This window comes from Marispirochaeta aestuarii (assembly GCF_002087085.1).
Lineage (GTDB): Bacteria > Spirochaetota > Spirochaetia > JC444 > Marispirochaetaceae > Marispirochaeta > Marispirochaeta aestuarii.
The window spans coordinates 38160-52336 of sequence record NZ_MWQY01000001.1 but is presented as its reverse complement, the minus strand read 5'-3'; the positions used below and the strand labels follow the sequence as shown (position 1 = coordinate 52336).

General features: G+C 47.3%; 24 protein-coding genes. All 24 read right to left on the bottom strand.

Annotation, left to right across the window (positions count from 1 at the left end; translation table 11 throughout):
* Positions 1-51: 51 nt before the first annotated feature.
* The 24 genes from B4O97_RS00310 to rpsS all read right to left on the bottom strand — a co-directional run bounded on the left by B4O97_RS00310 (position 52) and on the right by rpsS (position 14174).
* Positions 52-2307: a hypothetical protein gene (locus tag B4O97_RS00310; RefSeq protein WP_143305453.1), complete on the bottom strand. Its 2256-nt coding sequence runs from the start codon at positions 2305-2307 to the stop codon at positions 52-54.
* Positions 2308-3397: 1090 nt separating this feature from the next.
* Positions 3398-3913 carry a 50S ribosomal protein L17 gene (gene rplQ, locus B4O97_RS00300; protein WP_083047158.1) on the bottom strand — a complete coding sequence of 172 codons (516 nt, stop codon included), beginning with the start codon at positions 3911-3913 and terminating at the stop codon, positions 3398-3400.
* Positions 3903-4955, bottom strand: coding sequence for a DNA-directed RNA polymerase subunit alpha (locus B4O97_RS00295; protein ID WP_083047156.1), 1053 nt, complete (start codon positions 4953-4955; stop codon positions 3903-3905). The genes rplQ and B4O97_RS00295 overlap by 11 nt, the downstream gene beginning before the upstream one ends.
* 9 nt (positions 4956-4964) lie before the next feature.
* Positions 4965-5600 (bottom strand): 30S ribosomal protein S4, encoded by a 636-nt coding sequence (gene rpsD / locus B4O97_RS00290; RefSeq protein WP_083047155.1) that lies wholly within the window; start codon positions 5598-5600, stop codon positions 4965-4967.
* 12 nt (positions 5601-5612) lie between these two features.
* Positions 5613-5993, bottom strand: a complete 381-nt coding sequence (rpsK, locus tag B4O97_RS00285; protein ID WP_083047153.1) for a 30S ribosomal protein S11 — start codon at positions 5991-5993, stop codon at positions 5613-5615.
* 15 nt (positions 5994-6008) lie between these two features.
* Positions 6009-6383, bottom strand: a complete 375-nt coding sequence (rpsM, locus tag B4O97_RS00280) for a 30S ribosomal protein S13 (RefSeq protein ID WP_083047151.1) — start codon at positions 6381-6383, stop codon at positions 6009-6011.
* An 11-nt stretch (positions 6384-6394) separates the two neighbouring features.
* Positions 6395-6508: a 50S ribosomal protein L36 gene (gene rpmJ, locus B4O97_RS00275; protein WP_083047149.1), complete on the bottom strand. Its 114-nt coding sequence runs from the start codon at positions 6506-6508 to the stop codon at positions 6395-6397.
* Between the two features lie 10 nt (positions 6509-6518).
* Positions 6519-7841: a preprotein translocase subunit SecY gene (gene secY, locus B4O97_RS00270; protein ID WP_083047147.1), complete on the bottom strand. Its 1323-nt coding sequence runs from the start codon at positions 7839-7841 to the stop codon at positions 6519-6521.
* Positions 7842-7853: 12 nt separating this feature from the next.
* Entirely contained in the window at positions 7854-8333 is a 480-nt protein-coding gene (rplO, locus tag B4O97_RS00265) for a 50S ribosomal protein L15 (RefSeq protein ID WP_083047145.1), read from the bottom strand.
* 1 nt (position 8334) lies between these two features.
* A complete protein-coding gene (gene rpmD / locus B4O97_RS00260; protein ID WP_083047143.1) occupies positions 8335-8514 on the bottom strand; it encodes a 50S ribosomal protein L30 in 180 nt (59 codons plus the stop codon).
* A gap of 3 nt (positions 8515-8517) precedes the next feature.
* Positions 8518-9039 carry a 30S ribosomal protein S5 gene (gene rpsE, locus B4O97_RS00255; RefSeq protein ID WP_083047141.1) on the bottom strand — a complete coding sequence of 174 codons (522 nt, stop codon included), beginning with the start codon at positions 9037-9039 and terminating at the stop codon, positions 8518-8520.
* 6 nt (positions 9040-9045) lie between these two features.
* Positions 9046-9408, bottom strand: coding sequence for a 50S ribosomal protein L18 (rplR, locus tag B4O97_RS00250; protein WP_083047139.1), 363 nt, complete (start codon positions 9406-9408; stop codon positions 9046-9048).
* 8 nt (positions 9409-9416) lie between these two features.
* Positions 9417-9956: a 50S ribosomal protein L6 gene (gene rplF, locus B4O97_RS00245; protein ID WP_083047137.1), complete on the bottom strand. Its 540-nt coding sequence runs from the start codon at positions 9954-9956 to the stop codon at positions 9417-9419.
* Positions 9957-9966: 10 nt separating this feature from the next.
* Positions 9967-10365 carry a 30S ribosomal protein S8 gene (gene rpsH, locus B4O97_RS00240; RefSeq protein WP_083047135.1) on the bottom strand — a complete coding sequence of 133 codons (399 nt, stop codon included), beginning with the start codon at positions 10363-10365 and terminating at the stop codon, positions 9967-9969.
* An 11-nt stretch (positions 10366-10376) separates the two neighbouring features.
* The gene (locus B4O97_RS00235; protein ID WP_083047133.1) at positions 10377-10562 is read right to left on the bottom strand and encodes a type Z 30S ribosomal protein S14; all 186 of its coding nucleotides are present in this window, start codon (positions 10560-10562) and stop codon (positions 10377-10379) included.
* An 11-nt stretch (positions 10563-10573) separates the two neighbouring features.
* Complete coding sequence (rplE, locus tag B4O97_RS00230) at positions 10574-11125, bottom strand: 50S ribosomal protein L5 (protein ID WP_083047131.1); 552 nt, start codon at positions 11123-11125, stop codon at positions 10574-10576.
* On the bottom strand, positions 11125-11433 hold the full coding sequence (gene rplX / locus B4O97_RS00225) for a 50S ribosomal protein L24 (RefSeq protein WP_233142866.1): 309 nt from the start codon (positions 11431-11433) through the stop codon (positions 11125-11127). Before rplX ends, rplE begins: the two co-directional genes overlap by 1 nt.
* 33 nt (positions 11434-11466) lie before the next feature.
* Complete coding sequence (rplN, locus tag B4O97_RS00220; protein ID WP_083047127.1) at positions 11467-11835, bottom strand: 50S ribosomal protein L14; 369 nt, start codon at positions 11833-11835, stop codon at positions 11467-11469.
* Positions 11836-11865: 30 nt separating this feature from the next.
* On the bottom strand, positions 11866-12132 hold the full coding sequence (rpsQ, locus tag B4O97_RS00215) for a 30S ribosomal protein S17 (protein ID WP_083047604.1): 267 nt from the start codon (positions 12130-12132) through the stop codon (positions 11866-11868).
* Positions 12133-12158: 26 nt separating this feature from the next.
* Positions 12159-12374, bottom strand: coding sequence for a 50S ribosomal protein L29 (rpmC, locus tag B4O97_RS00210; RefSeq protein WP_083047125.1), 216 nt, complete (start codon positions 12372-12374; stop codon positions 12159-12161).
* A gap of 5 nt (positions 12375-12379) precedes the next feature.
* The gene (rplP, locus tag B4O97_RS00205) at positions 12380-12802 is read right to left on the bottom strand and encodes a 50S ribosomal protein L16 (RefSeq protein ID WP_083047123.1); all 423 of its coding nucleotides are present in this window, start codon (positions 12800-12802) and stop codon (positions 12380-12382) included.
* Positions 12803-12805: 3 nt separating this feature from the next.
* Complete coding sequence (rpsC, locus tag B4O97_RS00200; protein ID WP_083047121.1) at positions 12806-13513, bottom strand: 30S ribosomal protein S3; 708 nt, start codon at positions 13511-13513, stop codon at positions 12806-12808.
* A 1-nt stretch (position 13514) separates the two neighbouring features.
* The gene (gene rplV, locus B4O97_RS00195) at positions 13515-13877 is read right to left on the bottom strand and encodes a 50S ribosomal protein L22 (protein ID WP_083047119.1); all 363 of its coding nucleotides are present in this window, start codon (positions 13875-13877) and stop codon (positions 13515-13517) included.
* 15 nt (positions 13878-13892) lie between these two features.
* A complete protein-coding gene (gene rpsS / locus B4O97_RS00190) occupies positions 13893-14174 on the bottom strand; it encodes a 30S ribosomal protein S19 (protein WP_083047117.1) in 282 nt (93 codons plus the stop codon).
* Positions 14175-14177 lie beyond the last annotated feature (3 nt).

The window sequence follows — 14177 nt, the reverse complement described above, 5'->3', positions numbered from 1 at the left end:
GCAACACATTTGTCAAGCAAATATACAATCGAGAATGTTTATCGAATAGGATTATTGCATCAATTGCTGAAGGGTATCGATGTAAAATTGCACAGAATCCCTGCGCTGCTTGAGGGAAAGGTACAGATACGCCGGCATTCCATTGTGGATGACAGGAATAAAGATATGACCGTCGATGAAGTGTCGTCCTCTTTCATCAAAACGTGAGTCAAAAAATGGCATGCCCGTGCGCCCCTTCAGCAGGAATACAAGCCGGAAGTCAAGAAAAATCGGGAACAGGTCATCATTTTTATCAAATTTCAGTCTCCGACTGGACTCCTCGTCCATTCCCAGGGAATATTGTGAGGAGAGACCTTTTTCATCGAAGCCGAGTATCGACGAGTACACAGCATTACACTGAGCGGAAACACGCATCAGGGATTTCATTATTCCGATCTGGCCAGCCTTAAAGTCTTTAAGGTAGGCATCATAATTAAAACCTTTCTCAGTAAGTAATTGACTCTCTGTCTGTCCGAACATCTCATCCTCGCCTGAGGAGAATTGTTCACGATCTGCCGGAGAGAGCCCGAGATCCACCGGACCAAAGTCAAAGATCGATTCGATACTTTCGCGTTCCGAATCACTTTTCAATACTGAATCAACCAGCTCTTTAAAGTCTTTTTTGCTTCGAGGAGAGTCCCCTCGCCGGGCAGTATACACAGATTCCTTTATACGGAATACACCGTTATTTTCCTCAATTGTTTCTTCGACTGCATTTTCCAGGGGGATAAGTTCGCTGAATGAATATACCTCTACAGGCCCGGTCTTTTTGATCTCATCCGCCAGCTTATCAATTTCTGCCCTGTCAATGGTACCTGCCATCACCCCGGCAGTCGAATTATCGTCATGTAAGGAACTTACAGATGTTCCTCCTGGTGAATAGGAAAAATCGCTTTCGATCCGTCTATAATCAATAGCCTCAATCTGTCTGTTTTCAAGCTCCATCACAGGTGACGGAATTTCCTCCGCCGAGCTTGACGGTAATTCATCAAGAATTTCAAAAGGTTCCTCCTCCAGGGGAATTACCTTTCTTGGATGATAAATGTCTCGCGCTGCACTCTGTACCCGTACTTCCTCCTCGGAGGCTTCGGGTAATTCATCCAGTTCCCGCTCCTCCTTCCTGCCAGGAGTTCCTGTCTCTGTAAAGCTCCCGCTTTCATCATCTATTTCCGATAACTCCTCAATATCCTCATCCTCATATGCATCTTCGAATACACCAATATCACCAAGATCCTCGGGCCGGTTAAATAATGTCTCCAGATCAAAAGCATCTTCATCAGCAATAAATCCGCTGAAGGAGAGAATATCCATGTCCTTTGATTCGAGATCTTCGAGTTCTTCCGCTTCTTCCAGTTCTTCGGCTTCTTCGAGCTCTTCAGCCTCTTCCAGTTCTTCCGCTTCTTCGAACTCTTCGGCCTCTTCCAGTTCTTCTGCTTCTTCGAGCTCTTCTGCTTCTTCGAGTTCTTCGGCCTCTTCCAGCTCTTCAGCCTCTTCCAGCTCTTCAGCCTCTTCCAGCTCTTCAGCCTCTTCCAGCTCCTCGGCTTCTTCCAGCTCTTCCGCTTCTTCCAGCTCTTCGGCTTCTTCGAGTTCTTCGAGTTCTTCGGCCTCTTCCAGCTCTTCTGCTTCTTCGAGCTCCTCGGCCTCTTCCAGCTCTTCCGCTTCTTCCAGCTCTTCGGCTTCTTCCAGCTCTTCAGCTTCTTCCAGCTCTTCGGCCTCTTCCAGCTCTTCGGCCCCTTCCAGCTCCTCGGCTTCTTCGAGCTCCTCGGCTTCTTCGAGCTCCTCGGCTTCTTCCAGCTCTTCTGCTTCTTCGAGCTCTTCTGCTTCTTCGAGCTCTTCAGCCTCTTCCAGCTCTTCAGCCTCTTCCAGCTCTTCTGCTTCTTCGAGCTTATCAGGGACCTTACGCGGCTTTGGGCTAATCTTTTTCAGGTCCTGCCCGCTTCCTGCAGACATTGAAGTTTCAAGACTTCTCTGTTTTTCAAGAACCTTTTCCAGAATTACTTCGAGATTCTTTATATCCAGACTTGGTTGACTGCTTCTTACTTCTGGAGAGAGCAGTTCAATTATTGTATGCCAGTTCTGATCAAAAACCTTTTCCGCCTCTTCGTACTGGCTTTTACGTATGCCCTTCAGAAGCTTCTTCTTTATAATCTCCTGTTGGCTTTGTAAATCCGCGCTCCAACGCTGCAGATTTATTTTCCCGCTCTTTTTCAGATACTCCTTCAGAAAGCTGTATTGAAAGCGTTTTATCCTTTCAGATATAACGGCCATATCGTCCTGGCGTATGCTCAATATGAGAAAACTTATAAGAAATATTGTCAGGAAAACCATGGTAAGCAGCAATACCTTCAATGGTCCTGTCAGGCTTACTTCTTCTGCGCTAGCTACGTAAGCAAGTTTTCCATACCTTTCAGTTGTTCTTATATACAGATTATATAAACCGGTAGAATCGCCCCCGATTATCAGCTGGCCCGTATTCTTTTCAAAGGAAGATATCTGGCGACCGAGGTCTTCGAGTATTTCATCATTTTCAATGATACCAGCGTTAAACAAATAGGTTTCTTTACCAATCAGAGCAGATGACCTGCCAGCTTCAAGAAGACTCCGCCCCGACAGGTTATTTATCAGTCCCGAATACCCTGTATATACTATAAGCGTTCCCTGATACTCATCTATTGTATTCCTGACAGGTATCAAATAGGCGAATCGCTGCCCCCTGGATTCTATGCGAAAGGAAGGATCATCACGGACTATATAATCATCAAGAGAATTTTCGGGTTCGACGTCCGCAAACTGATAGTAAACCCTTCGGGTTGCAGTGGATTCCCGGATATCCCCTTGAAAACTTGAGTACCAGATTTTCCCGTCTTCATCAATAAACCTGTATCCAAGATATCCGGAAATTTACCTTTTCAGTATCCGATCTGTATCCGTCGTTTTTTCAATCAGCTCTCGACTTACATTGTTTCGATATACCTGCCAAAACAGGGGATCGGAGAATATTTCGACGAATCTGTCAATCTGGTTTTCATGAAACTCCTGTATTGCAGCCGCCTTTTGGGTTAGATCTGATTGTATGTTTGCACTTACGCGGTTATTGTAGAAAGTCCGTTCAATGTAAGAGAAGAGCCCGGAAAAAGCCAGGAATACAAATACAGTAAACAGTAGAATGGTAATGAGCAGACTTATTGCAATTCTATTTCCGGGGCGCATGCTTTAGTTAACAAGCTCCTTATAGAGTCTTCTTGTTTGATTATCGGTATGTAGTTCTTCCGTGTAAAGAGCAGAGACAAGGCTTGTTCCTGGAAAAGATAAAAAAAGGGGAGCCCTGCTCCCCTTTCTCTCATTCACAAGCCAAGTATTATTCAGCTTCCTGTTTTACAGCTTCCTCGGATGCTTCAGATTTTTCTTCAGAGTCCGCTTTTACGGTTTTGGTCTCGTCTTTTTTTGCAGTTTCAGCCTTTGGAGCCTTCGCTTTCTTCTTTTTGGAGGCCTTTTCGGCCTTTCCTTCGGCTTCGTTGTCACTTTCAACGAGAGAAATGACTACCATTTCAGCGGCATCGCCGTTTCTATTGCCAATTTTCAGGATCCTGCAATATCCGCCGTTTCTGTTGGTATTCTTCGGGCCAATCTCTGTAAACAGTTTATTTACGATTCCCTTGTCCCAGATATACCGCGCGACCATCCTGCGATTATGTACTGAATCGGTCTTGGCCCGGGTAATCATTTTCTCGGCGATTCGGCGTATCTCGAGAGCTTTGGCCTTTGTTGTGGTAATCTTCTCATAATTGAACAGGGAAGTTACCATGTTCCTGAGCATTGCCTTACGGTGACTTGCCTTTCGACCAAGACGGTTAAATCCAATTCTATGCTTCATCTTCTTCTTTGCCTTTCATGAACCTGTCTGAGTCTTTTAGGACACTGTAATCAGTCATACCTAAATACAGATTCCATTCCTGAAGTTTCTCTTTGATTTCCGTTAGGGATTTCTTGCCAAAATTACGGGTTTTGGCAATATCATCTTCAGTTCTTCGAGTCAGATCGCCAATGGTCTTTATATTCGCATTCTTCAGACAGTTGCTCGATCTGACAGAGAGTTCGAGCTCTTCCACCGGTGTATCCAGAATTGCCCGTATTCGCTCTTCATCTTCATCCAGTTCATCATCACCAGTTACTGAATCTTCATCGAAATTGATAAAAATGCAAAAATGATCTTTAGCGATCTTTGCAGCCTCGGCTACAGCATCATCCGGGGCAATGGTACCATCCGTGTACACCTCGAGTACCAGCTTGTCATAATCGCTGCGCTGTCCAACCCTGGTATTTTCTATGGAGTACTTCACCCTCTTTACCGGTGAAAACACTGCATCGACGGGGATTGTACCGATAACATCGATATATTTTTCGTTGGTCTCAGCGGGGATATACCCACGTCCAAGATCCACCTGTATTTCGATATCGATGTTTGCATTCTCCATCAGGGTTGCAATTTTAAGATCCTTATTAATTACCTCAATATCCGTTGCCTGCGCGATCGAGTCTCCGGTAACCTCTCCAGGTCCCTTGAACTCGATCAGAACGGTTTTCTGCTCTGTATCATTGGGTAAACGCACATTCAGCGATTTCAGGTTGTTAATAATCTCCGGAGTGTCTTCAACGACTTCCGGGATCGATTCAAACTCTGAAGAAATAATGTGCGGAGTCCCCTCACTGTCATAGGAGGTAATCTTTACCGCAGTAATCGCATATCCCTGTATGGAACTGAGTAATACACGGCGCAAGGTGTTTCCAATGGTAGTACCGAATCCTCTTTCAAAAGGATAAGCGATGAACTTACCGTAATTTTGGTTTACCTCCGAATGCTCGAATGTAATACCCTTAGGTTTTTTGAATCCTTTCATTAAGTTCTTGCGCGCCATGTCACCACCTTACCGAGAATAGAGCTCTACAATGAGATGTTCTTTTACATCTGCAAGTTCAGTTACATCAGAACGGCGGGGTAGAGCCAGAACCTTTCCCCTCATTTCATCAGGATTCAACTCAAGCCAGGGACTTACCCCGGACCGGGAGAACTGCTTGAGGCTCTCCTTGATATTTACAAGCTTTTTGCTTGTTTCATGCACTTCTATAACATCATTTTCCCTTACCAGGTAGGAGGGAATAGTCACACGTCGGCCGTTCACCTTTATATGCCCATGGTTAACGAGCTGTCGGGCCTGTGAACGTGAAGAAGCGAAGTGCAGCCGATAAACGATGTTATCAATTCTGCTTTCCAGAAGGGTTATCAGGTTTTCACCGGTAATTCCCTTCATGCGTTCTGCTTTGTCGAAGAGAATCTTGAACTGCTTCTCAAGCAACATGTACATTCTCTTCAGTTTCTGCTTCTCCCGAAGCTGTATCCCGTAGTCTGACATCTTTTTCATCCTTTCGCGGGGACCTTTCCCCGGGGAAGGACGTTTTTTGTTTATGGGACACTTAGGGGAGTTACAGCGTTCACCCTTAAGAAATAATTTTGTGTGTTCTGCGCGACAGAGCCGGCAGGCAGGTCCTACGTATCTTGCCATGTCTGTAACTCCTTATACCCTTCTGCTCTTCCGGGGCCGGCAACCATTATGCGGGATGGGGGTAATATCGCGAATGCTCTTTACCGCCAGTCCCAGATTACCAAGGGAACGAATCGCAGACTCGCGTCCCATTCCCGGACCCTTTACCTTGACATGCACTTCCCGAAGGCCATAATCCATAGCCTTCTTGGCCGCCGTTTCGGCTGTAGTCTGGGCCGCATAGGGTGTGGATTTTTTTGCACCCTTAAAGCCCAATCCACCGGCGGATGCCCATGAAACGGCGTTTCCTGTCATATCAGTGATAGTAACGATGGTATTATTGAAGGTAGCCTGTATGTAGACCTGACCTTCGTATACCGTCTTTTTCTCTTTCTTCTTCTTAACCTTAGCCAATGTATGCTCCTTTGACTACTTGGTCGCTTTTTTCTTGTTGGCGACGGTCTTTCTCTTACCCTTCCGGGTACGCGCGTTCGTTTTTGTCCTCTGACCTCGAAGGGGTAAACCTCGACGGTGCCGTAAGCCGCGATAGCACCCGATATCCATAAGCCGCTTGATATTGAGCGCTGTTTCGGTCCTCAGACGGCCCTCAACGGTATACTCATTATCCAGCAACTGACGAATATTGTTTACCTCGTCTGCAGTCAGATCATTTATTTTTGCATCGGGATCAACACCCGCTTTCTCGCAAACCTCTATGGCCAAAGATCTTCCTATACCGTAAATATAGGTCAGGGCAATCTTTGTCATTTTATTTGGAAGGTCGATACCTGCAATACGTGCCATTTATGGATCTCCTACTTCTGACGCTGCTTGTGTTTGGGATTATCGCAAATTATCCGGACAACGCCGCGCCGCTTAATAACCTTGCATTTATCACACATAGGTTTAACGCTAACTCTTACCTTCATATAGGTCCCCTTATAGGTTTCTTGATCGAATTTTGCCCTTCTTAACCAGGCCGTCATGATGGTGCATCCTCAGGTGTCCCTCGATCTGGGACATCGTATCAAGGTCTACACCTACCATAATAAGCAGCGATGTTCCACCCATCAGCATAGCCACTTCCAGAGGAAAGTTAAAGAGCATCTGCACGATGGAAGGTATAACTGCAATAAAAGCCAGGAATAATGCACCGGGCAGTATAATCCGGCTCAAAATTGTATTCAAATACTCTTCAATCTTATCGGTACGTATACCGGGAATGGATCCCCCGTTCTCCCGTATCTGTTTTGCAATTTCATGGGGATTCAGGGTCACCTGAGTATAGAAGTATGCAAAAAAGATAATCAAGAGGGTGTACATAATAAGATAGGGAATACCGTTCGGCCGCAACCAGTAACTGAGACTCTGAAGCCAGCTTACCTGTCCCCCCAGGTTTCCCGCAATCTGCAGCGGGAAGGTCAGTACACTGGAGGCAAAGATTACAGGTATTACACCTGACGGGTTGATTTTGAAGGGTATGTAGGTGTTTTGTGCGCCGTACATCCTTCGACCGACCACCCTCTTTGCATACTGAACCGGGATTTTTCGCTGACCCTGCTGCTCGTAGATTACAAGCCCAATGACTGCTATGAACATTCCAAGGACCAGAATAACGAAGACAGGGTTCAGCTCGCCGATCTGCACCTTCTCGATAAGGGTGATAAATGCAGCGGGCATCCTGGCAACGATACCGGCGAAGATAAGCAGGGATATACCGTTACCGATCCCCCGCTGACTGATCTGTTCGCCAATCCACATAAGAAATATCGTTCCCGTCGTAACAGTCAGCATTGCGATGAAAGTATAAGCCGTCCGGTTTATGTTTATGGCATCAGGGATCTGATTTGCATATATGGTTACGGCATAGGACTGGATCAGACATATTACTACCGTTCCGTAACGAGTGTAGCGCTGTATCTTCTTTCGTCCCCCCTCCTGTTCACTTATGCGCTTGAGGCTGGGGAAAACCAGCACCAGAAGCTGCATGATGATCGAGGTGGAGATGTAGGGCATTATACCAAGCATAAAAATGGAGAAGTTCTTAAACGCTCCACCCGCAAAGAAGTCGATATACTCGGTAATACCGACCCCCGCACCTCCCTGCTGAGACATAAAGTAGAGATTCAAAGCTTTCACGTTTATACCTGGAATTGGAAGGTTGGCCCCAAGCCGAAAGACAACCAGCATTCCGAGGGTAAACAATATCCTTTGTCTGAGGTCGCGGATACGGAAAATATCAACTAGTGGATTCGTCGCCATATCAGTTCAGTCCTATTCGCCTTTTTCTTCGGCGTTTTTTTCGCTTTTCTCCTGAGCAGCAACGGCAACAGTACCGCCGGCTTTCTCGATCTTTTCTTTTGCAGCGGATGAAACATGATCAACCTGGAAGGTCAGCTTCTTTGTTATTTCACCGTTCGCAAGAATTTTTACGGCAACGTTCTTGCCCTTGACAAGCTTCTTCTCTTTGAGAGTTTCCAGGCTGACAGTTTCGCCGTCGGCAAATTTCTTTTCGATCAGCTCGAGGTTTACCGGCAGATATTCCTTTTTAAAAGGATAATTTGAAAATCCCCGCCGTGCAACCCGCCTGTAGAGAGGCATCTGCCCGCCCTCGAATCCGGGTCGGACCCCTCCACCGGAACGTGCGTTCTGACCGTTGTTTCCTTTACCAGAGGTCCGTCCCCGTCGAGCGGAGTTTCCACGACCCACAATTATCTTTTTCTTTGTAGAACCTTTCGGTGCATGCAATTCCATATTATTTGATCTCCTCTACCTGAACCAGGTGAGAAACCTTCCTGACCATACCCCGGATAGATGGGACATCGTCATGGTCAGCCGTGCTGTTCAGCTTTTTTAAGCCCAGGGCTTCAACTACCCGCCTCTGGTTCTGCGGGCGTCCAATTACGCTGTTAACAAGTTTGATCCGTAATTTCATACCTTACCCCCACATTTCCGCAAGGCTCTTACCACGGTTCCTCGCAACCTCTTTGGCGTCGAGGATATTGTTAAAGCCTTCAAACACCGCTTTTACGATGTTTATGGTATTTTTGGAGCCCAGAGATTTACTCAGGATATCGGTAACACCACTCACATCCATAACCGCACGTACCGGACCTCCGGCGATTACGCCGGTACCCGGGGCCGCGGGTTTCATGAGCACCTCGGCACTTTTGAACTGACCGATAACTTCATGCGGCAGAGTACCATTTTTAAGAGGCAGGTTTATCATATTCTTCTTTGCCTTCTCAATACTCTTGCGGATCGCCTCGGTTACATCGTTTGCCTTTCCAAAGCCCAGACCTACACGGCCCTTCTGATCTCCAACGACTACCAGAGCGGAGAAGGAAAAGCGGCGACCACCCTTGACGACCTTGGCGACACGGTTCAGTTTTATCAGCTTCTCAGTAAATTCTTTATCCCGATCTCTATCGCGATTATCTCGATCTCGTCTTTCCACCATATCCCCCTAGAACTTCAGTCCGGTTTTCCGGGCACCGTCGGCTATAGCTTTGACTATCCCGTGATACTTGTAACCGTTCCTGTCGAAAACAACAGTATCAACCGACTGCTCTTTCAGGCGCGCACCGATCTTCTCACCGAGCTTTTCTGCATTCTCGACATTGGTTTTCAGATCCGCACTGTCCTTCTGTCTGTTATTCACTGCGGCAATCGTTACGCCGCCGGCATCATCGATTACCTGTATGTAGACATAGCGGTTACTGCGGTAGACGGTCATCCGCGGCCTTTCTGCGGTACCGAAAATCTGTTTCCTGATGTGCCGTTTGCGCTGAAGACGCTTTCTGAGTTTTTCCTCTATCTTCTTCATCATGCTAATCCTTACTTAACACCAGACTTACCGATCTTACGGCGCAGATTCTCGTTTTCATACACGATACCCTTGCCTTTATATGGCTCCGGGGGCCGTAAAGAACGTATTTCGGCAGCAGCCTGACCTACCTTCTGTTTGTCTATGCCGCTTATAATAACCTTGTTGTTTCCCTCAAGGTTTACCGAAACATCATCGTTTATCATGAACTCAATCATGTTGGAGTATCCCAGGTTCAAAGCAAGGACTTTACCCTTTAGCTCTGCCCGGTAACCGACTCCGTTTATAAGCAGGGTTTTACTGAACCCGTTGCTTACTCCGGTAACCATGTTCTGCAGCAATTTTCGGTACAATCCATGATAAGACCGATTCTGCTTTGTCTGGCTGTTGCACTCAACGACAACCTGGCTGTCTTCTATGTTGAGGCTGATATCGCCTTTGATCTCCTGGGTAAGCTTTCCCTTGGGGCCCTCAACCTCTACAACAGAGTTGTTGAGATTAACCTTTACCCCCTTGGGTATCTCTATCGGTAATTTTCCTACACGTGACATCTCACTACCCTCACCATACCGAACAAATAAGTTCGCCGCCGACCTTCTTTTCCGCAGCTTTCTTCCCGGTCGTTACCCCCGTGGAGGTGGAAACGATCAGTGTTCCATACCCGTTGAAGATACGGGGAAGCTTCTTGTATCCGGCGTAGATTCTTCTTCCGGGGGTGGAAATCTTCTTTATCCCGTGGATTATCGGCTTCTGTTTATCGTCGAACTTCAGAAAAATACGGATGTAGTTTTTCCCATCCACGGTAGTTTTCTTGAAGTTTTTAATATACCCCTCGTTCTTGAGTATTTTAACAATCTCAAGCTTCAGTTTAGAGGTAAGAATATCAACTCGGTCGAAACGCGCACTACTTGCATTTCGTATCTTTGTCAGCATATCTGCTACAGGATCGGTAACAGCCATTTAATACTCCCTCACCAGCTTGATTTTGTTACACCGGGAATAAGTCCCTCGCTCGCATATTTGCGAAAACAGACCCTGCACATCTGGAATTTGCGCATATATCCCCGGGGACGTCCGCAGACACGACACCTGTTAACCTTTCTGGTCATAAACTTCGGCTTCCGCGCTGCTTTTATTATCATTGATTTCTTAGCCATCTCGTTTACTCCTATTTCCTGAAGGGCATTCCGAGCTTCTGCAGAAGACTACGAGCCTCGTCGTCGTTCTTTGCGCTGGTTACGATTGCAACATTAAGCCCGCTGACCCGTTCGATCTTGTCGTAATCAATTTCAGGAAAAATAATCTGCTCCTGGATACCGAGAGCGTAGTTCCCTTTTCCGTCGAAGGCTTTGGGATTGACTCCCCGGAAGTCCTTTACACGAGGCAGAGCTACATTCAACAGTCTCTCGAGAAACTCCCACATGTAATTTCCCCGCAATGTAACCTTTGCGCCTATCTCCATACCTTCACGAAGCTTGAAGTTGGCTATGGATTTCCGGGCCTTGGTTTTCACCGCATGCTGACCGGTAATCTGCTCCAGTTCCTTTGTTGCAGAATCCAGGAATTTCTTATTGGCGATGGCATCACCGACACCAACACTAACGCTGACCTTCTCTACCCGAGGGATCTGCATCGGTGACTTGTATCCGAACTCTTCCACCAGTTCTTTTCTGACGGTTTCCAGATACACCTTTTTAAGTCTGGGTGTGTACTCAGCCATCAAAGAGCCTCCCCGCATTTTCTGCAGACCCTGATCTTCGAATCGCCATCGATTTTATATCCGATCCGTGTAGGTCCGCATTTTTTGCATACGATCATGACGTTAGAAACTGCAAGACCGGCTTCGATATCGATGATACCTCCCTTGTCCTGCTGACTCCTGGGCTTTACGGACTTTTTGACCATATTCAGCCCCTGAACCACTACACGTCCCTTGTTCCGGTCAATTCTGAGAACTTTACCGCTCTTTCCGGCGTCTTTCCCCGCGATGACCTGGACTGTGTCCTCTTTTTTCAGTTTTATCTTCATCTTCCCACTCATCCTTTATACCTCGTGCAGAGCCTAAAGGACCTCTGGAGCCAGTGATACGATTTTCATGAAACCGGTATCTCTAAGCTCCCTGGCTACAGGCCCGAAAATACGCTTTCCCCGGGGATTAAGGTTTGCGTCAATAATAACGCAGGCGTTGTCATCAAAGCGGATGTAGGTTCCGTCCGGGCGACGAAACTCCTTTTTAGTCCGCACGATTACAGCCTTCTGGACATCCCCGCTCTTGATGGCAGCATTGGGAAGAGCATCCTTCACCGCAACTACTATAATATCGCCGACTCCGGCATATTTTCTTTTACTGCCTCCGAGCACCTTAATACACTGGACGCGCTTTGCTCCGCTGTTGTCGGCAACATTCAGATATGTCTGCATCTGTACCATGGTAATTCTTCTCCCTCATGTCGCGTCGGATTATTTCGCGCGCTCTACAATTTCAACCAGCTTCCAGGTTTTTCGCTTACTCATGGGCCGGGACTCAACAATGCGTACAGTATCTCCGATATGTGCATCATTATTCTCATCATGGGCCATAAACTTCTTTGACCGGGCGACATATTTCTTATACAAGGGGTGCAGCTGCCGTGTCGAAACCTGAATCACAATGGACTTGTCCATTTTGTCACTGACGACCACCCCGGTATACACCTTTTTGCCGGTTTCGTTACTTGTCTTTTCCACCGCGTCTTTATCCATAGTATCCATTTCTATTTCCTACCTTCTTCCGGTACTCGCATTCCAAGGGCATACTCGTGGATAATCGTGTTCAAACGAGCTACGCTTCGACGCAGGTTACGTTTTTCCACCGGATTTTCCACGTGCCCAAGCACCTTGTTAAACCGGTGTTCACGGAGCTTCGATTTCAGCTCCTCACGCTTCAGCAGAAGCTCATCATACGTAAGATCAGAAAATGAGTTCTTCATAGCTATTACTCCAAATCCCGCCGTACGGCGAACTTCGTCTTGATGGGCAGCTTGGATGCAGCAAGTTTCATAGCTTCCTGCGCAAGCTCAAGGGGGACACCCGCCATCTCGAACATTACGGTTCCCTCTTTGACCACAGCTACCCAGGTTTCGGGGTTACCCTTACCTTTTCCCATCCGCGTTTCAGCAGGTTTCTTTGTGTAAGGAACGTCAGGGAATATCCTGATCCAGACCTTACCGCCACGCTTTACGTGTCTGGTCATCGCGATACGGGCAGCTTCTATCTGCCGGTTGGTTATCCACTCACCCTCAAGGGCAATCAACCCGAAATCTCCAAAGGATATCTTATTCCCCCGGTTAGCTGTCTTTTTCAGACGACGAACCTGACGGTGTTGTTTCCTGAACTTCGTTCTCTTTGGACTCAGCATCGCTTAGCTCCTCTCCGACGCAGCAGCGGGGGTTTTCTTTTTCCGAACCAGGAGCCCTGCGTCTTCCTTTCGATCCTTCCGATATACTTCGCCGGTAAAAACCCAGACTTTAACCCCGATAACGCCGAAGGTGGTGTCGGCCTCGGCGGTACCGTAATCAATATTCGCCCTCAGTGTATGAAGAGGAACCCGTCCGTCCTTATACTGTTCGGTCCTGGACATCTCGGCACCGCCAAGACGTCCTGCTACGCGCACCTTGACACCCTGCACACCGGCTTTCATGGCGTTATTTACAGCCATCTTGAGGGCCCGCCGGAAGGAACCGCGGGACTTCAGCTGCCGTGCAACATTCTGGGCGATTATCTGAGCGTTGACCTCCGGTCGTTTAACCTCTTTGATCTTAAGCTGGATTTTCTTGTTGGCAATCTTCTGAAGACGACCGCCCACCTTTTCTATATTCGCACCCTTGGCACCGATGATAATTCCCGGTCTGGAGGTGTGAATTACGATGGTTATCCTCTGGGGATGCCTGATAATCTCAACTTCGGATATCTCAGCACCCTGAGCCTCGGGAGATGCGGCGAGAGCCTTCCTGAGAGCAAGGTCTTCATGAAGGGTATCAGCGTATTCCCTGGGATCCACATACCATTTGGAAGACCATGTTTTGTTGATTCCTAAACGCAATCCAATGGGATTAACTTTCTGCCCCATCCTATTTACCCCTCTCAGCAATTTCGTCTACGACTACAGATATATGACTCATACGTTTCTGCAGGATGTCCCGGCGTCCCCGCGCACGAGCCCACAGACGCCTGAGCCTCGGACCTTCGTTGATCTGCAGATCCTTGATATACAGCATCTCTTCGTCAAGCTGCTTATTCTGTACCAGGGCATTGGCCGCAGCAGAATGAATCGCCTTGGTCAGGAATTTCGCTCCCTTCTGAGGCAGACTTTCAAGAATAGCCATTGCCTCGACGTAAGGCTTGTTCCGGACTACGTTTGCAACCCGGCGCAACTTGGTCGGAGCAATCAGCAGATGCCGAATATTAGCTTTATAGCCTTTCTTCGCTTCCATATCTTATTGCCTCACCTATCTCTTTCCGGCTTTCTTGTCAGAACCTGCATGACCACGGAAAATTCTTGTCGGGGAAAACTCTCCAAGCTTGTGTCCGACCAGGTTTTCCGTTACATAAACCGGCACCCAGCTCTTACCGTTATAAACCGAAATAGTTAATCCAACCATCTCAGGAATAATCGTAGAACACCGGGAGTAGGTCTTGATCATCCGTTTCTCACCGGATTTGCTCATCTCGAGTATACGCTTGTACAGCTTCTTCTCGATAAATGGTCCTTTCTTTATAGAACGCGCCACGAC